Origin of the sequence: Pectobacterium punjabense, assembly GCF_012427845.1 — a bacterium.
Lineage (GTDB): Bacteria > Pseudomonadota > Gammaproteobacteria > Enterobacterales > Enterobacteriaceae > Pectobacterium > Pectobacterium punjabense.
In genome coordinates this window covers 1899234-1916471 of record NZ_CP038498.1, presented here as the reverse complement: position 1 = coordinate 1916471, position 17238 = coordinate 1899234, and the positions used below count along the sequence as shown (strand labels likewise).

The 17238-nt window shown below is 51.8% G+C and carries 22 protein-coding genes and 1 pseudogene; all 23 read right to left on the bottom strand.

Annotation, left to right across the window (positions count from 1 at the left end):
• Positions 1 to 76: 76 nt before the first annotated feature.
• The 23 genes and pseudogenes from ybiB to E2566_RS08490 all read right to left on the bottom strand — a co-directional run bounded on the left by ybiB (position 77) and on the right by E2566_RS08490 (position 17083).
• On the bottom strand, positions 77 to 1045 hold the full coding sequence (ybiB, locus tag E2566_RS08600) for a DNA-binding protein YbiB (protein WP_107167967.1): 969 nt from the start codon (positions 1043 to 1045) through the stop codon (positions 77 to 79).
• A gap of 109 nt (positions 1046 to 1154) precedes the next feature.
• Positions 1155 to 1502 (bottom strand): annotated as a pseudogene (locus E2566_RS08595) (recombinase family protein); the annotation flags it as partial.
• 146 nt (positions 1503 to 1648) lie between these two features.
• Positions 1649 to 1816, bottom strand: a complete 168-nt coding sequence (locus E2566_RS08590) for a hypothetical protein (protein WP_165800623.1) — start codon at positions 1814 to 1816, stop codon at positions 1649 to 1651.
• Positions 1813 to 3888 (bottom strand): hypothetical protein, encoded by a 2076-nt coding sequence (locus E2566_RS21840; RefSeq protein WP_233671785.1) that lies wholly within the window; start codon positions 3886 to 3888, stop codon positions 1813 to 1815. The genes E2566_RS08590 and E2566_RS21840 overlap by 4 nt, the downstream gene beginning before the upstream one ends.
• Positions 3889 to 3890: 2 nt before the next feature.
• The gene (locus E2566_RS08580) at positions 3891 to 4472 is read right to left on the bottom strand and encodes a phage tail protein I (RefSeq protein ID WP_107167965.1); all 582 of its coding nucleotides are present in this window, start codon (positions 4470 to 4472) and stop codon (positions 3891 to 3893) included.
• Positions 4465 to 5568 carry a baseplate assembly protein gene (locus E2566_RS08575; protein WP_107167964.1) on the bottom strand — a complete coding sequence of 368 codons (1104 nt, stop codon included), beginning with the start codon at positions 5566 to 5568 and terminating at the stop codon, positions 4465 to 4467. The genes E2566_RS08580 and E2566_RS08575 overlap by 8 nt, the downstream gene beginning before the upstream one ends.
• Entirely contained in the window at positions 5559 to 5906 is a 348-nt protein-coding gene (locus E2566_RS08570) for a GPW/gp25 family protein (protein ID WP_010286901.1), read from the bottom strand. The genes E2566_RS08575 and E2566_RS08570 overlap by 10 nt, the downstream gene beginning before the upstream one ends.
• Before the next feature lie 59 nt (positions 5907 to 5965).
• Positions 5966 to 6547 carry a phage baseplate assembly protein V gene (locus E2566_RS08565; protein WP_107167963.1) on the bottom strand — a complete coding sequence of 194 codons (582 nt, stop codon included), beginning with the start codon at positions 6545 to 6547 and terminating at the stop codon, positions 5966 to 5968.
• Positions 6544 to 7704 (bottom strand): phage late control D family protein, encoded by a 1161-nt coding sequence (locus tag E2566_RS08560; protein ID WP_107167962.1) that lies wholly within the window; start codon positions 7702 to 7704, stop codon positions 6544 to 6546. The genes E2566_RS08565 and E2566_RS08560 overlap by 4 nt, the downstream gene beginning before the upstream one ends.
• Positions 7692 to 7904, bottom strand: a complete 213-nt coding sequence (locus tag E2566_RS08555; RefSeq protein ID WP_107167961.1) for a tail protein X — start codon at positions 7902 to 7904, stop codon at positions 7692 to 7694. The genes E2566_RS08560 and E2566_RS08555 overlap by 13 nt, the downstream gene beginning before the upstream one ends.
• Positions 7894 to 8823, bottom strand: coding sequence for a phage tail protein (locus E2566_RS08550; RefSeq protein ID WP_107167960.1), 930 nt, complete (start codon positions 8821 to 8823; stop codon positions 7894 to 7896). The genes E2566_RS08555 and E2566_RS08550 overlap by 11 nt, the downstream gene beginning before the upstream one ends.
• The gene (locus E2566_RS08545) at positions 8823 to 11234 is read right to left on the bottom strand and encodes a phage tail tape measure protein (protein WP_107167986.1); all 2412 of its coding nucleotides are present in this window, start codon (positions 11232 to 11234) and stop codon (positions 8823 to 8825) included. Before E2566_RS08545 ends, E2566_RS08550 begins: the two co-directional genes overlap by 1 nt.
• 222 nt (positions 11235 to 11456) lie before the next feature.
• Positions 11457 to 11600, bottom strand: a complete 144-nt coding sequence (locus E2566_RS21960; protein WP_086002476.1) for a GpE family phage tail protein — start codon at positions 11598 to 11600, stop codon at positions 11457 to 11459.
• Positions 11545 to 11865 carry a phage tail assembly protein gene (locus tag E2566_RS08535; RefSeq protein WP_107167959.1) on the bottom strand — a complete coding sequence of 107 codons (321 nt, stop codon included), beginning with the start codon at positions 11863 to 11865 and terminating at the stop codon, positions 11545 to 11547. The genes E2566_RS21960 and E2566_RS08535 overlap by 56 nt, the downstream gene beginning before the upstream one ends.
• Positions 11866 to 12007: 142 nt before the next feature.
• Positions 12008 to 12532 (bottom strand): phage major tail tube protein, encoded by a 525-nt coding sequence (locus tag E2566_RS08530; protein ID WP_010281046.1) that lies wholly within the window; start codon positions 12530 to 12532, stop codon positions 12008 to 12010.
• On the bottom strand, positions 12532 to 13959 hold the full coding sequence (locus tag E2566_RS08525; protein WP_107167958.1) for a phage tail sheath subtilisin-like domain-containing protein: 1428 nt from the start codon (positions 13957 to 13959) through the stop codon (positions 12532 to 12534). Before E2566_RS08525 ends, E2566_RS08530 begins: the two co-directional genes overlap by 1 nt.
• The gene (locus tag E2566_RS08520; protein WP_107167957.1) at positions 13949 to 14146 is read right to left on the bottom strand and encodes a hypothetical protein; all 198 of its coding nucleotides are present in this window, start codon (positions 14144 to 14146) and stop codon (positions 13949 to 13951) included. Before E2566_RS08520 ends, E2566_RS08525 begins: the two co-directional genes overlap by 11 nt.
• On the bottom strand, positions 14143 to 14610 hold the full coding sequence (locus E2566_RS08515) for a Gp37 family protein (protein WP_107167956.1): 468 nt from the start codon (positions 14608 to 14610) through the stop codon (positions 14143 to 14145). The genes E2566_RS08520 and E2566_RS08515 overlap by 4 nt, the downstream gene beginning before the upstream one ends.
• Before the next feature lie 243 nt (positions 14611 to 14853).
• A complete protein-coding gene (locus E2566_RS08510; protein ID WP_107167955.1) occupies positions 14854 to 15165 on the bottom strand; it encodes a hypothetical protein in 312 nt (103 codons plus the stop codon).
• A complete protein-coding gene (locus tag E2566_RS08505; protein WP_010281034.1) occupies positions 15158 to 15487 on the bottom strand; it encodes a hypothetical protein in 330 nt (109 codons plus the stop codon). Before E2566_RS08505 ends, E2566_RS08510 begins: the two co-directional genes overlap by 8 nt.
• A complete protein-coding gene (locus tag E2566_RS08500) occupies positions 15477 to 16151 on the bottom strand; it encodes a hypothetical protein (protein WP_107167954.1) in 675 nt (224 codons plus the stop codon). Before E2566_RS08500 ends, E2566_RS08505 begins: the two co-directional genes overlap by 11 nt.
• Positions 16141 to 16752 carry a transglycosylase SLT domain-containing protein gene (locus E2566_RS08495; protein ID WP_100017071.1) on the bottom strand — a complete coding sequence of 204 codons (612 nt, stop codon included), beginning with the start codon at positions 16750 to 16752 and terminating at the stop codon, positions 16141 to 16143. The genes E2566_RS08500 and E2566_RS08495 overlap by 11 nt, the downstream gene beginning before the upstream one ends.
• Position 16753: 1 nt before the next feature.
• Positions 16754 to 17083 carry a putative holin gene (locus E2566_RS08490; protein ID WP_010281025.1) on the bottom strand — a complete coding sequence of 110 codons (330 nt, stop codon included), beginning with the start codon at positions 17081 to 17083 and terminating at the stop codon, positions 16754 to 16756.
• Between the last annotated feature and the right edge of the window lie 155 nt (positions 17084 to 17238).

The window sequence follows — 17238 nt, the reverse complement described above, 5'->3', positions numbered from 1 at the left end:
CTCTCTCCAAATGACAGCCGCCAGGCTGCGTGAAGTGGCGCGGTAATTCGCGCCCGATTCCGCTCCGGCAAACCGATCAGCCAAGGCGTTTCTTAATCGTTGCGACCGCTTGTTCCATGGTCGCTGCTTCGCCAGCAGCAACCAAACAGCACGCCAGTTGCAGACGAATCGCCTGTGGGATGGCAATTTCGCCCGTTAGGCATTGCACTGTCCAGCGCGCCGTGGTTGCAGCATCCTTCGCAATAGGCAGAGCATCGGGCGCGACGCTGATCTCCTGACGCAGTTGCAACACTTTAGTATGTTGCTGATGAATAAAATGGATTTCCGGGCAACGCTGCGGATTGGCATAAACCTCCCCTTCCGTGCCGTGCATCAGAAGTGCGCGCCCGTTGATATCGTTAAAAAATGTCCCCACGCGGGAAACATATTCAGGGTGGGAAACGCTAGCAACGCGCAGCGCCTCGCTTTCCCCAAACGGCGTCGCCACCTTGGCTAGCGTATGGCTACTGTTACGCACCCCCATACGCCAGCGTAACTGTAGCTGGCGATCGATAGCTGGACACAGCACAGAGACGGGAATAAATACCGGACTCCCCTTATCAAGCTCCTGTTGAGCCTGCCCGGCGTTCTCCGCAATCGTCATGCCAAGATGACGTAAAATCTCCGCGCTGGTAACACGAGTCGGATCGTCACTCACGCCATGCACGACCACTGGAAAACCCAGTTTTGCCAGCAGTAGCACCAGCAGCGGCGTCAGGCTAGCCTGCCTCCGCGCACCGTTATAGCTAGGGACAACGATAGGCATAGGAAAGCCCGCAGGCGGATTCAAGCGTAGCACATGCTCGTCCATCGCCTGGTAAAAGCCCAGCATTTCGGCCTCGGACTCTCCTTTGATGCGAAATGCAACCAGCAGCCCACCGAGCTCCAAATCTGGCACGTCACCGCGCAGCATTGCGCTATACAGTTCATAAGCCGTTGCCTGATCGATATCACGCGCATGATTTTTCCCGCGCCCAACTTCTTTGATAATTTTGGTGTAATCCATGCTGGCCTCTCATTTACGGCGACACAGTAAAGAACTTATCAATGAAAATAACATGTTTGGTGAGGTTCTGGTCACTCTGGCGCAGAGGAAATTGCTATCACCCCACTTTTTAATCAATGACAGGAACACTGTCTTTCTCCCCCACGGGGAAATACTTATAGATGGTTTTTTCCGATACGCCGACGACATTTGCCACCTGAAAGCGCGTAGCCCCTGTCGCCAACATCGCTTCGGCACGACAAAGCACATCTGGCGTCATCAGTCGTTTGCGCTCAACAATTAGCTCACGCTCCATTTCCGCCAACGCGCTCATTACATGAAAGAAAAAGCGACCAGCGGGCGTCGAGGTGTCAATGCTGTCTGTCAGGCTGCGGAAATGAATTCCTTTCGCCTGCAATGCGGATACCAGTTCAATCAAATCACGCACGCTACGCCCTAACTTTGGCAACTGAAAAAGAAAAAATGAGCTGAAAACGTGGAAAAAACACCGCTTGCAGCTCAGTCGAGTTGACATTAGTTCGCCAAGAAAAATTTTTCCTGACATGCCATTAATAAAATAATGAAAATATAAGTTTGGTCTTATTTCTTGTGGAAGTTTATTTTCTATTTTTCTTCTTTATTATGGTTTCTCTCAACAATATCTAACATCTCCTTCTCCGATACGGTTATTACATCCTCAGGATAAAAAACAGGATTTCCACCTATGTAAAATAATTTTTCACTTTCAGAGTAAATAAAAATATTCTCAATATTTTCTTCTTCATTGCTCATGAAATGATCTCCCATAATTCCCATGTAGAAATAGCACCTGACTGTAGATTTTGTCCGTAAGTAAAGACATCAATAAGTATTGTTGAATGACCATTAAATCTGGTTATAGACCGAAGCTCTCCACTTGCCCCCCAACTACAGTTGGCTGGATTATTCGTTCTAACTTCAACACCTTTCGATGAAAGTACCACAGCATATTTTTTTGAATCGTGCACCCATGATGTCGTTGCAACACCAGTATCAATTGTCCCAACAAAAGATTTTGTTTGTGAATTAACAAGAGGGTAACTTACCGACCCACTTGCCACCTTATTCCATCTGGAAGCAATGTTAATATCAGCAGTGCCGTCAAAAACCACGCCATTAATTTTTCTCGCTACCGCAAGCTTAGTTGCAGCTACAGCTGTGCCGTTAGCAGATAATGCCCCAACATCAGCAGCACTGGGCTTATCTTGATCGCTATAAATACGTGCCCACGGTTTTTCAAAGCCTTGAGAATCACGAGAACTTCGATACCTCAATCCTCCATTTGCATAGTTGAAATGAAATTGAGCTGCCGATGCAGAACCGGTATTTAAACCAATGTGCCAAATAAGAGATGAGTCCCCTTCATTAGATTTTAAATAAGCCCCAGTCGGCTTGTTCCATGCAAGATCTTCACCTTTAGAAATAACCCCTGTTACGCCTTGTCGAACGTAATTCACACCAGCTTCTTTGATCATATAGCGGCTATCCGCTGTTGAAATATCCGGTACGTTCGTTGCTGCTGTTCCCACACCTCGTTTTGCCGCCTCACCCAAACCGAGGTTTGCAGGAGTTAGCGCAATATTCGCAGTCCCGTCAAACGGCACGCCGTTGATAGTACGAGGTGTTGCTAATTTTATCGCAGCCTGAGCGGTACCACTGGCAGGTAGTGCACCCACATCCACCGCTGTAGGCAGATTCCGCGTGTTATAATCCCTTCGCCAGCCTGGAAAATAACCATCACCATGATTAATATAGGTAAACTGCGCATTGGGTAGCGCTCCGGCAGCAGTCACTGTAGAAGGCGTGGTAATGCGAATGGTCATCGCACTTTCCAGACCAAACACTTCAATGACCGCGCCAGCCAACTGAATATTACCGACGCCCGTATCGGTAATAATCTTATTATTTGCGTAACTCCAAGTACCTTTGCATACCCAAGATGGATGATTAAACGCACCTTGGCTTTTCAACCACGCAATAAAGTCAGATGTTTTCCACGCGCCACTATCTCCACCAATGTTTATCGCACCATTAAAAGCTCGTGCCGCTCCAACGTTTTTAACAAACAGATTCTTATCTGCAATATCTGCACCGCTCTGATTTTTTGCCAGCTTTCCAGCTAATGCATTCAATACCGTCGTTGAGAATTGTGGATCATTCCCCAACGCATTGGCCAATTCCTGCAACGTATCCAGCGCCGCAGGTGAACCATTCACCAATGCGGCAACAGCCGCTTTAACAAATGCCGTTGTCGCTATCTGCGTATCATTAGATGCTTGCGCAGCCGTTGGGGCCGTCGGCTTACCCGTCAGTACTGGGCTCGCTTTTGGTGCATATTGCGTATGTGGATCAGCCGCTATATTGTGAGCATTCAGCTTATTCGTAGCCTCTGCTTTTACATCAGCGATAGCATTCAACACCGTTGCCGAGAAATTGGGATCATTACCCAATGATTTCGCCAATTCCTGCAATGTGTCCAATGCCGCAGGCGCACCATTAATGAGTGTTGCAACAACGGACTTAACAAATGCCGTCGTAGCAACCTGCTGGCTATTGCTGTCGGTTGCAGGTGTTGGCGCTTTAGGCATGCCGGTGAAGGTTGGGTTCGCCTTTGGCGCATATTGTGTATGCGGATCGGCAGCAGCGACGTGTATCGCCAGATCGCTACCTGTTTTTTCCTGCTCTTTTTTCAAATAGCTGGTACGACTGGCCAGTTCTTTAGCCTGTCGGTTTGAAACACCATCCGGTCCACCTACGACCGGATCTGACGTTTCGATTTGGTAAATGCCGTCAACCCATTGTGGGTTCTCTGACAAATTCGCCATGTTCAAGCGCTCCCATGATTGTAGTTACTGTCGTATATTGCCGTCCGGTTATAGCGGATAGGCACTTCCCAATATTCGATACTGGCCAGATGGCACCGCGCAGGGGCAAACATCCCAATAGCATTACGCAGCATTCTGGCCTGATCGTTGGTAATCGGTTGTTTTAGCAGCACGCGATAGACGGCCCACGCCGCTTTATCACCGTGTACATAAAGGTTGTTATAAGTGGTTTCACCGTCGTAGCTCAGGCGGCCGATGTTCTCGATCAACGTGCTCTCGCCGAAGCCGAAGCGACGGATGATCTCTTTAATGCTCCAGGGCGTACCTTTACTGCGATGCAGATCGATAGCAGCCTTGATCAGCGCACGTTTAGAGTCATCCGATTCCGCCAGTTCCCAGCCGTCGCCAAACAACGAGAACTGTTCTGCCAGCCAGGGCAACACGCTGCCGTCAGTGATATCGATCAGATAAACCAGCAAAGCATTCAGATCGATGCCATCAAAACGGTCGGCCAATTCCGCCAGCGAACGAAAGCTGGCGTCAGCCGCCAACGGCGGTGGTAGCAGTTGTAGTGAATCAGCCATTCGACACCCCGACGACGCTGACATTGATGCCCGTACAGTTCGCCCATTCACTGTCATCAAGCACTATCAATGACGGCGAAGTCAGTTCCACCTGATACACGCCGGGAATAGAAAGCGTGGCAATAATCTGGCTTGGAACAATGTCGCGCCCCAGCGTAGCGGTACGGGTTTCAACCCAGGCCTGCACCGCTTTCTCCGCCGCAGCCTGAACGACGCCAGCCTGTTCGCCGTTAAACAGCGTCAATTTGGCGTTAATGGCGTAATCCATCTGTTTAGGCGATTTGGCGGAAACAAAATCCGTCAGTGGACGCACCTGTTCGTCAGAGCAAAAACTTTCCACCAGCGAAAGTATGCTGCTGTCCGGCAGGCCAGTGCTGAGCAACGGATACAGCACGACTTCGCCTGGTTCTGGCGACATAACCGCCACATCGACAATGTTTTGGTGTGCCCGCATCGCATGGAAGCGATACGCCAGTTTCGATCCCGCCGTACTGAACGATTCCGGCGCCAGTTGAACACGTTCACGCAGACGATCGTCATCTTCCTCGGCGGAACCGCCGCTGCTCTTGGTGATATTGACGACGCTTAAATCACTGTCGCCAATCTCATCCAGCAGCGTACTGATCTGGGCGGGCAGCCAGTCATTACCCACATCGCCACTTTCGGTACAGGTCGCCAACACGGTAACACCACTACCGTTCATTCTCAGCAGCGCGTCGCTGTCGGTGGTGAAAATCACGCTGTCTGACGCGCTAACGCGAGTGCCCGAAGGAATCAGCAGATCGCTGACTAACGGTATTTCAGGAGTAAAACGAAGCTCTGCGCGCGCTGGTTGCGCCGCCAAACGGTAGACGCCGACCAGTTCTGCCAGATAATCCAGCATCGGTGCACGAGCAAACGCAACCAGGTTCTGCTTGGCGGCTTCCTGGACCGCACTACGCAATAAAGTTTCCCGGTAGGCAAAGAGGTTAATCAGCAGGCGTTCGGCCTGTGCCGGATAGAGTGTTTTCCCCGAATCAGCTTCATATTTCGCGATCATTTCGGCGGTAATATTTGCCGCATCGCGTTCAATAAAATTGGGTTCTGTCAGCGCCATAACAACTCCGTGGTCTGTGTCGCGCCGTTAGCGGTTTTCCAGCTAACGTGCAGCGTCAGGTGAGCCCCATTCACAGAAGGTTTAACCGCCAGTAGCTGGCAGCGAGGTTCCCATCGTTTGATCGCGTCTACCGATTCCCTGACGACATGCGGGATCGCACGATCGATCGGATAATCGAGATACAGATGTAGATTGCTACCAAAGTCAGGCCGATGTGGGTCGCTGCCGCAGGGTGTCCGCAGGATGATGTGAATCGCCTGCATGATATCTGCCGTTCCTTCGACGATGTCGCCAGAACGTTGCAGCGCCGGTTGCCAAAAAACAGATTGAGTTTTCATAGGGGGCTATTGTCGCCCCCGGTGGGAGGAAGGAATAGTAAAGCGGTTTAGAGAACGTGCTAGTGCGAGTGGTGATTGGAGTTGCCGCCAGCATCCATGACGCTGCCGCTGGCGCTGACGTTGCCGGAGATACTGACATCGCCACTGAGGCTGGCACCGCCGGAACCGGACATCCCGCTCTCGTAGGTGAGTTGCCCATGCACCAGTAGCTTGCCCGTCACCGTCGTTTCTGGTGCATTAATAGTGACGCGCTGAGCGTTAACTACCACGTCAGTACCGCTGCTAATCGCAATATGTTGCACGCTGCCGTTGATCGTTAACGTATGCGTCCGGCGATCGTATTCAATATGCGCGCCGTCAGCGAACGTTATCGCCCTTTTGTCCTTATCTGCCAGCGTTGGCACATCAGTGGCAGAATAAATCGCCCCTAGCACCAGGCCATCCTCGCCGTTTCCATCCAGCAGAACCTCGACCTGTTCGCCAATATCCGGCAACCAATAATCCTTATTATTTTGCGTATTGCGCTGTAATACCGGCAGCCAGGCCGTACGCAAATTGTCGCACTCTGGTAGACGAACGCGCACCATCACGCGAGCCTCATCCACCGCGCTTATCGTGCCAATTCGACGAGATAAACTCATAAGCCTATATCCTTTTTGCTCTTAACCTTCTGCGTTGTCTGGCTGCCATCCGGGTGGTAAGTCACCAGCGTTTTTCCGCCATCCGATTTCCGCTTGCCCGCCGTAGTCGGCCCGCGAATCAACCCAATCTCCGTGATGTAGCCACTGCTACGTTCCAGAACATGGCGAGCCGATTCGATCAACCAATGGCCAGAAAGTTGGCCGAACGACACCAGTTCCACTTTATTTCCCGCCGCCAACTGCGGGCTGCCCATCAGCGTCATCGACCCCTTTTGTTGCTTTTCGTTGTGCGCATCCAACGCGGCATCCGTTTTCATCCTCGCTCCAGAAGCATCCGCCGCGCGAACGTTAACTTTCAACGTATCCGCACTGGTCTCAGCACCGGCAGACTTCATTTCGTTGTTCGCGCCACCGTTGGCTTCATAGACCATCAGTTTCTTTTCACTCCCTTTCTGATATTTCGTCTTAGCATTTTTATAGACGTGGCTGATCGTATCGCTCAGTGAAAAACGCGCGACGTCCGTTGGCTTAATTTGCCGAACAGACGCCTGATTGCGCAGCGCCGCCAGATGGGAAAAAATCAGCTGGTCGCTGACCACTTTCACGACATAGCCATATTCACTGGCGAGCCGCTTTAGAAAAGCGACATCGGTTTCCGCATATTGCGTAACACGATCGATCTTGATGATTTGAATCTTCCCTACCAGCATCAACTGATGCTTTTTCGCGATGCGTGTCGCAATCGCGGCTAACGTTGTATCTTCAAAACCGCGGTTTGATTTGGTCCTCAATGCACGATTGACCGATGTCGCAACGCCGCGAATCATCACTTCGCTCGGCGGTGAGCTCACCTCAATTTCATCAATCGAGAAAGTGCCGCAGTCAAACAGCATTTCACCGAGATAGCCGAGCTTGAGCGATAATGTATCGCCCGTACCGGGATACCATTTATCTATCCAGCGGCCATCGGTATCATCGAGCCTGACCTCAATCGAATCCGATTCATTCTTGATACTGTCGGTATACGTCACACTGGTGACATACGGCGCGATATCATTGGTGATGTCTTTTTGCTGATACCACAGTGTAAACGCCGGTTGCAGTACTTCCGACACTGCAGGAGAGAGCAGGGTTAATTCTTCCGTTAACGCAGCCATGGTGGTGTGTCCTCCATTTTACTGGCCTCAGCCTGTTCAATAATCGGAATCAGCACCACCAAACCCGATGGCAACAGCGGCACGATGGGGACATGCGGGTTAGCCGCAATAATCCGCGGATAGCCGAGCGGATCGCCGTAATACAGGTAGGACAAGGTATCCCAGCGTTCGCCTTGTGTAGTGATATGTTCAAGGTGCATATGCTTCAACCCTCTTCACGATTTCCGCCGTCAGTTTGCTCAGCGCAGGTTCAGCGCCTTTAAATGTGTCGCTCGCGGCATCTACATGTTTACTGATGGCTTCCAGCCTCTCGATAACGTTTTTGCTGTCGACGCCCTGCAACAAGGTGGCAACTTGCTTGACCTGTTTCAGCATTTCATTCGCCGCTTTATTAACCGCTGTAATTTCAGGCATCATCTTCTCTGCCTGAACCGCTGCATCAGAAATAGCCTCTGCCGCTTTTTTAAACGCCGGTTCCACCTCACTTAACGGCGTCAATACATTCCCGACTTGCGTTAGCAATCCGGGAATTTGCAACAGCGCGGTTTCGGGATTCTTCTTCATCCGTTTTACAATCTGAACGGTGGTTTTCACCGCCTTAACGGCTGATTGAGCCTTCTTGGCATACGTGACAGCCGTGCGTAGTGAAGCTGCAAAATTGCTCACTTTATCGACTGCTTTAGTGATGGCGCTAACATTAGGGACAGGCGTCTCTATCGCAGGCGGCTTGAGCGGATTTTTCGGATCGCCAATGTATTCTCGCAGCGTTAGCGAAGCATTCATGGCCAATACGTTGCCCTTCGCGTCGGTATGTTCGCTGGTCGAGGTCAGTGCCGTAATCACAAACCAGCCGCGATAATCTCCATTGCCGAAGACTAACGCCATCGCCTGATGCGCCCGCATCGCCTCCGTCAACCGTTTCAGCTCCACATCTGGCGTGCAGTACTGCTTGTGAAACACCAGACTAATCGTAATCTCGTCCAGTTTCGCACCAATGAACTGCAGACCGGGTTTACCTTCAATGCGGCCATGCTCGGCATAATCTGCGCCGAATGACGTATTAAAGCCGTCCCAGTAGGCAGTCACTTCAAATTCAATATTTCCTAATACTGCAAACATCAGGCGTACCCCCTGCGCTCACGCTGAGTGAGCAGCTTGTTCAACATATTTTCCAGTTCATTCATGCTAAGCGTCAGCGTCTTCGTCATTTCAGGCGTTGGCGCTGCCTTCTGGCCGTTGAGATAAATGGTGGGTGAGAAAGCAACCTGAACACGCTCGGAAGGGGCTGCGCTGACTAACTTACCTTTTGCTCCACCGACAGTTGATGTCAGTGCGACACGCTGTTGCGGGGTTGACGCAGTGCTCTCAGCCTTAGGTGGTTCAATAGGCGGTGTTTGTTCTAACGACAATGCTAATACCGACGTGGGTTGCAGAACGGGTGGCCCCATAACATTGGCAGCCACAGGTTGGCCGCTAGCTTCGATAGAGACGGTTTTCGAGCCGATACCCAGAAAGTTTTTAACGCTATCGGGAATAAATTCGTCGATCGTTTTCAGGACGTTTTTTAGCTCGGGGAAATAACTGATCAGCCCCTTAACCAATGCATCAATAATCACGCCACCGAGTTCACTTAAACTACCGGGAAGTTGAATGCCCAATTCGCTGACAGCATCGGCGAAGATGGAATACAGCACGCCAAATGGCGACCAGTCGAGCAGTAAAGCGGTAATCCCTACTACGCCTCCAGATACCGCATTGCTGAGCGCCTCCCATCCCGCATTAAAAGCCTGACTGACTTGCGACCAGAGGTTTTTAAAGAATGCGCTAATCGGTTCCCAATATCGGTAAATCAGGTAAACAGCCCCCACAATTGCCGTTACTGCCAAGCCAATCGGATTCATCAGCAGCATACGTCCGAATGCTCCAACTCCACCAACCAGCCGGCTCAAAATCCCCCCAATGCCTTGCAACACTCCGGTCATTCTTAATCCCGCATTGAACAGTTGCCAGCCACGCTGAACCTGCAAAATACCTTCCCAAACGCTCAGTAAAGGCGATAGCAGTGTGGTAATCCCCAGCTTCGCACCGCTCAATGCCATTCTGAATGCGAAGAAACCGGCGACGGCCATCACGATCCTACGAACCAGCTCAGGGTTCGCCGCCGTCCAGGTCACCAGTTGATCCAGAATAGGAATCAGTATGTCGCTCAAGGAAACCAATACTGGTGCCAGGGCTTCCCCCACATTGAGTACAATGTTCATCATTGACGTTGTCATTTGATTCCAGCGCCCAGTCAATGTGTCATTCTGCCGGGCGAAGTCGAGATCCAGCGTTTGCGTGGCTGCTGGGCTGTTCATTCGCTGTTGGTTCGCTTGATAGCTCTGCCAGTTCTGCTTCATCGACATCGCATGATTGACTGCTTCTGGCGTACGGAACACCTCCTGCAATCCGTAGCGCTGCATTAAACTTTGCTGTGCGTCTACGTTGCCCGCTTTACTGGCCTTATCCCATAGTTGCTGGAATTGACTGCCTTTGCTGTCGATGAATCGGTTACTAATCTGAACCGCAGCGTCGTACTGTGAATACCCACCTTTCATGTAGCTTTTTAGTGACGCGTTATAATCTACGCCCGCGTTGTAGTAGCTGTCGGCAATGTCAGTTCGCCCCACCGAATTCATGAAACTCTCCAGCCGGGCAGCCGTATTCGCTTCTGTATCCGCGCCTTTTGTCGCACTCAGGCTGGAAACCAACTGACTCAACGCCTGATTGCCCGTCGCCCCCATCGCCGTAAACCCTGGAGCTAGCGCAGTCGCGTATTGCGTCATCGACGCCATGGAGAAACCCTGTTTCGTGCCCGCCAGCATGCGGGAGAAGGATTCCTCCAGCGCCTTAGCACCTTTCAGGTTAAACACGTCATCTAATGTGGCCGAAAGTGCCGTAAGATCGGACAGCGCCGCGCCAGAGGCCGTTGACGTTTTCCCTAAAACTGCCGCAACATCCGTTGCCTGATCCGGTGACATGCCGTAAGCAAGCAGTTGCCCGGCACTACCGAGCAATGCATCTGGCTTTTGGTTCACCTGTTGAGAAGATTGACGCAGTTTCTGCCCCATCAACTTTTCTTGCTCACCCGATATCCCATGAGCAACGCTGATGTCACGCAACTGCGCCTCAAACGAGGCATAGTGTGTGACCGACGCCACAATCGGCTTCATGACAAAACCAAACTGCTCACGCTTAGTCTTAAAGTCATCGGCGAGTTCACCCCGACGGCTATGTAGTGTTTCTTGACGTGACTGGATACTCTCCAGCCGTTCCTGATTGGTTACCAATTTACTTAGTGACTGGCTCAGTCGGGATGTCACCTGTGTGCTGCGCAAACTGACATTGCCAAAGCGCTCTAGCGACTGATTAAACAGACGCTGCCACTCCTCGGCTTGTTTGAGTTTATCGCTAAGTGGCTGCAGCGATTTTTTTGTGTCATCCAGCCTGGCGCCAAACGCCCTGCCCAGCATGACACCGTTTAAAAGCATATCCACGGTTCACTCTCATTCAGAAAAACCCCTTGAGGGGCGGATCGGAGACGGCGGCTTGCGCCGCTCCAGTTTGGTTTCCCCATCACAAACAGGGGATAAAACGAGGAAAAGGACGAGTGATAAGCGGGGGAAGAAGACAGGTGGTGAGGGAGGAAAACGGCCAGCGTCCTGTCGCTGGCCGAGTTGGGTGGATGGTGGCCTAATTAATCCTGTCAGTAATCAGTCTTCCTCACCGTTCTCACGTTTTATCTGTTCGCTGGCTTCATCCAGCCAGTGTTCAAAGTCGTCCAGTTCCAGCGCATCAATCTCACTCGGCTGAAAGCGAAACCACCTCGCCAGCAGGGCCTGCGCTTTCCACAGCAGAGCCGGCTGCGTTATCCAACCCAAGTAGCTGCTGAAATCGTTTTTGCAGCGCCATGTAGTCCTGTGCGTCCATCTCATCGATGTCTTCCGGCACCAGACCAGTCATGCGTGACAGCAGCGCGTCGTCCCAGTTGCTTGGGTCATCGCTGATTTTTTTCACCGCTTTGATGTCTTTGACTTTCAGACGCTTGAGCGAAATGGACTCCACGCGTTGGCCGGCAGAAGTGGTGTAAGGGAATTGCAGAGAATAGGTTTCAGTGTGCATAACAGCTCCTTAGTAAATGTCGGGAGCAGTATCGCGTGCGGCGAGGAATAACGATTTTAAAGTGAATTAGAAAACGAAAGCGGCAGGTATAAGAAAGGGGCCGAAGCCCCTTTCTTCCCTCACTTAGTCAATGAATACCAAATTAACCGCCGATATTGGCGCGGTAGCTGTTCAGTTGATCCACACCGCCCACCATGAAGATGTTGGACAGGTAATCCAGCTCCAGCAGGTCTTCACCGTTCATCACCTGCTTGATGTAGGTACAGCTGAACGCGCTGCTAAAATCCGGGTTTTCGTGCTGCTTGAACGTGCCCAGCGGATTCTTTTTGAACATGATGGTCATGTGCGTCACCAGCGGCACTTCTTCGATACGGCCTTGAGAGCCATAACGTTCCACGCTGGAGCGACACTGCAGCGCCAGCGACTGGTAAGGGTTCGCCGCCGCCAGCATCGCTTCACGGTAGAAGGAGTTCCACTTGATCTCGCCTTCCAGCTTGTCGAAACCCGCAGGCAGTTCGATCTTGCCGACCATGCCCAGCGCCTTGTGCTCCTGCATGATCATGGAGATATCCGGCAGTTTGATTTCCTGCGCACGCCCCAGCAGGTTGGTACCGTTGATATAGATGTTGGCATTGGTAATACGGTTTACTTCAATTTTCCCGGCCATCAGTTAGTGCCCTCCAGCGTTACCAGGTATTCCGAGGTGATCTCCGTCTCAAAGGTCAGACGCTCAAGCGGTGGCGGCGGAGTGAATTTGTAGTTAAGCAACAGGTGCCCTGCCGCCAGCTCGGTTTGCTCATTGCGTGCAGCATCGAACCAGCATTTGAAGCCCAGCAGTGCGCCGTCACCGATCAGCTTGCGACCGTAGGCATTGACCGATTCCACCAGCGCATCGATCAGCGCCTGATTGATCGGCATGTCGATATACTGCTGGCTGAAGTAACGGATGGATTCGTTAATCACATCGCCGGTACGACGCACGTTTTCGAAATTCTTCATGTGCGTCACGGTTGGCCAGGCAGCGGTGCGATTGCCCCACAAACGCAGGCCGGAACCGTAGCTGTTGAAGATGGTACTGATGCCCTGTTCATTCAGCAGGTTCACTTCACTCTGCGGATCGTCAATCATCGCGGACAGTTGGCGTTCTACGCCGGTGATCCCTTTAATTTCCTGATTGGAAGACGACCACCAGAAACCTTTCTCCAGATCGACTTTGGCACGCAGACCGGCGGCACGCGCCGACAGCGGCTCCAGACGTTCACTGTTGGTTTCCGCGTCGTACACTTTTACGTGCGGGTAACACAGGCGAGCGCGCTCAGAGCTGGTGTTGAAGTTGATCGTGCCTTCCGGACCACGGCCGCTCAGCGCCTGCGCAAAGGTGGTACCGATTGGTGCATCGATGTAGGCAATCGCACCCAGTTTGTCCGCCAGCGCGATCAGCTCGGTCGTTACGCTGTTTTGCGTACAGAACACCGGCGAAATCAGAATTTTGGCAAAGAAGCCATACAGGTTATAGGTATCGTTCAGCAGCTTCATACCGGTGCGTTTGCCTGCGGCGTTGATGCTGCCGATGATGTCAGCGGCAGTCACTTTCGTGACATCAGCAAAGTCGTAAGACGCGCTGACCACAGCGGTAACATCGATGTTTTTACCCAGATTTTTCAGTACGCCAGTTTGTGCATCCAGCGTATAGTCCTGACCTTCGACAAACGGCTGACCGCCTTCTGCCGCCGTCAGCACCAGTTTGGTAACCACGCGGTTCGCCAGTTGCGCCGTACCGGTCGTTTTGTCAAAGGCGACTTTTTCTGCGCTCACTGCGGACTTATGTTTCGCCGAATCTAGCACGTTGATAACCAGAACCGTACCTGCGCCATGATCGTAAATCGCATCCAGCGCCTGCGGGATGGTATACCCGCCGAACTGGCTGCCAAACTGCGCCGCGTCTTTTTCGGACAGGCACAGCGTGACGTCATTTACCGCACCCTGTGGTGCCGTACCAATCAACCCAATTACCGCAGATTTGACGGTTTTCACCGGACGAGCACCGGTTTCAACTTCAATCGTTTCTACACCGTGTAAATAATTAGCGGCCAAGGGTCACCTCCGTTGCGCTATCAGCCAGAACCTGACCAGCGACTGGCAGCAAATAGCCCAGCGCAATCAGCGTTTTCACGTACTCATGATCTGCCGGCAGTTCAGTCACCTGAGCGGGCCAAAGCAGAATTTCCTGACCATCTGCCAGCGTGACGCCGCTGGCGGGGCCGGTATAGCGGTATTTCATGCGTCTTTCTCCTCATAATTAACCGTGGTAAGCAGCGGACCATCCGTCTGCTCGCGGTCTTCGATAAAAAGGGTCTCTGTGGTGCAATCAATGGCGTAATGCCAGCGTCCTTTGATGTAACCAACGTAACGGTCACGAATTAACCGGATACCGCGATGACAGTCAGGCAATCGGTATCCTCCCAATGCCTGACGAATGGTATCGAGTGTGGCCAGCACACCGTTTTCGCCATCCAGATCTGGTAGCAGCACAGCAACCATCAGTTGGGGTAGTTGCGTCTGAACCAGAGAATCCACGTCTTCTGGTACAGAAAACTCGGAGCCGCGATATCCCACCAACACATCTCCTTGTGTCAGGAAATCTGGTCCGATCAGAATATTTTCTGGACAGGACGCGATCCGACGCGCCGGTAATTGCTGTTGGAGGCGGGCTATCACCGCATCGATAATTGGTTTGGTATTCATATCCGTTCACCCGCCGTTTTGGTGGTACATCGTGTTGATGGCGCTAGTATCCAGATAACGGTTGGCTGCGGCTTTTAATCTGTTTTAGAAAAAACAGCGAAGTGATTTACTTGAAAAAAACGTCTAATACGCTGAGAAATAAAAATTCTTTCGATAAAAAACGCCAGCACAACCGTGCTGGCGCAAAGGAATATAACGACACGGATAAAGAGAAAATACAGAAGATAAACCAACGTTAAGAGATTACCGATCCCAGTATTTTTCCGGTCGAGCGATACCAACCATACAGTCAACCGCATACTCCACGACGTCCACACCAAGGCGAGTGAGATTCGCCAGCCAGATCCCCCCCTTCTCCTTGGTCAGTACCGCCATCTTGCGATCGGCCAAGTAATCCAGCGCCTGACGCAGCTCCGGTTCAGAGGCATCGGCATATAGTCGCTGCATCACGGCCAATAAAAACATTTCATTCGCGGTATAAGGACGAGTTTTATTTAATGCGATGAGCAAATGCCAACGCATCGATTCCTGTCGGATACACTGCATATCAGCCATGATTTCCCCCCGAATACCGCTGCTGTACTAACTCCAGCTTGTTGTAAAGTGCATCCAGCTTGGCTTCAATTACCGTTTGACCACGGATGTAGTCCTCACGTCGCACGTAGATAAGCGGTAAATCAGCGCGAAATTCCAGAAACTCGCGCTCCAGTCGTGTCCACCCCTGTTCACTCTTCTGTCGTGCGTTTTCCAAAGCGGCAAAACGCTCGTTCAACCGCTTTTCAATCTGAGTAAGCAGAATCCGCCCTGCGGCAAACAGGAAGCTCATAAACGACAGCAACAGGCCAACCAGCGACCAGAACTCCACTTCAATCTTCACGTATTACCTCCCCTGTCCGTTGTAACGCTTCGATATAATCCAGCAGCGCATTAACCTGCGCACTCAGCGCCTGGTAGCGCTCTCCGTTGTCACTGATGTTGGCGAGGATATCGCGCTGGGAGACGCCTGAAGGTTGTAATTCGGCACCAGCGGTTGCGCCGAGATCGGACGCTGCGCCAGCGCGGCGGGCAGCGGCGGTAATATCTTTCGCACCATCGGCGGGCAGACCGAAAGCGGCGTTGTAGTGCTGCACGAAGCCACGAGTAAACACACACTGCACAGGATGAATTTTGCCTTTTTCGTCAATATATTGCTGAGTAACATGATCGATTCTCCGTTGCAGAGCAGCGTTATCCGCCGCCAGTTTTTGGCGCGCAGCGACATAGCGCTGTTCGAGTTGATTCCCACGTTCGACCTGCTGCTGGTATTGTTCCGCTGCCGCACGTAATAGCTGATTCTGGGTTTCGGCCTGCTGCTGCTGTAGCAAATTGAATGCTGCCTGCTGTTTCGCCAGCGCAGTATCTCCCAGTGCTTGTGCGAGTTGATAACCCTGATTACGGCCAGTCAGATAGACCGCAATTAACAGCATAACGACAAGCAAAAGGGTAACCACGCGTGGCGAAAGAAAGGATTTCAGACTATTAAGAAACAAATTATTCCACACAACTCGCCCTCCCCCAGCTCAGATAGCGTGGTGCCAACTGATGCAAAATGCGGTCGGGATAATGACGGTTCTCACGCCAGTTGGCGGCGCTACGTCCTGCATTGACAGTTTCTACATGATCGAACCAACGAAGTATGTCCTTATCGGCGATCTTCGCGCGTTGCTTATCACGCTGTAACCAGCCAAGCCCGCCATTGTAGGACGACAGGGTCATTGCCATGCGTTCGCAGTCGTTGCTGGCGCTGATTCGCGTCCACAGCCAGCGATCGTAGCCCGTCAGCGCACGGATCGCCCAGGCAGGATTAAACGGTTGATTTGCACGAAGCTCAGGAACGATACCGCTAAACCAGTCGGCAGTGGTCGGCATAAACTGCGCCAGCCCTTGCGCACCAACGGGAGAAACCGCCCGTGGATTCCAACCGCTTTCCTGATGCAACTGTGCCGCAAAGTCAGCAATCGGGGCATTCATGCCCCAATCCAGCCGTGCGCTGCGGATCACATCACTGCGATACGCCTGCGCGGCGCGAGGGATTGTGTCAGCGCAGACCGTTGCGCTAAAAAGCATCGGGCTAACAAGCAGCGTGATGAGAAGATGTCGCATATCACAACCCCATCGCTACGCCGATGCACACAGCTGACACAATCAACGCTCGTCGTAACATTGCAGCGGCAAATACGGTATGGTGGCCATCCCGAACAGGAAAACGTCCACGTGGCACAGGCTCATCACCTTGTTCAAGGAACAAACCGGGACGCGCTTTAGGAAACAGCGAGCGATCCAACCAATAGCCTAATACGGCGGCGAGTGAGATAAGCGAGAGCTTATAGACGGTTACGGGAAGCTGCTGCGGTGAAATCAGTCCGATAACAGCAAAGAGAAAAGCCGATGTCACAATCCAGCCGGTAAGACGCGGTTTTTTGATTTTTTTCACAATAAAGCCTCCTGATAAGAATGGAGGCCATTATGCAAAATGAGGATGTTTTATGATTTTAAAGGAGTTTAAGTATTATTGAGGCGCAAGATCCCACAAAATTGAACCATTTATATTCGTCATACATACACATCAGGCTTCATATCAAACTTGTG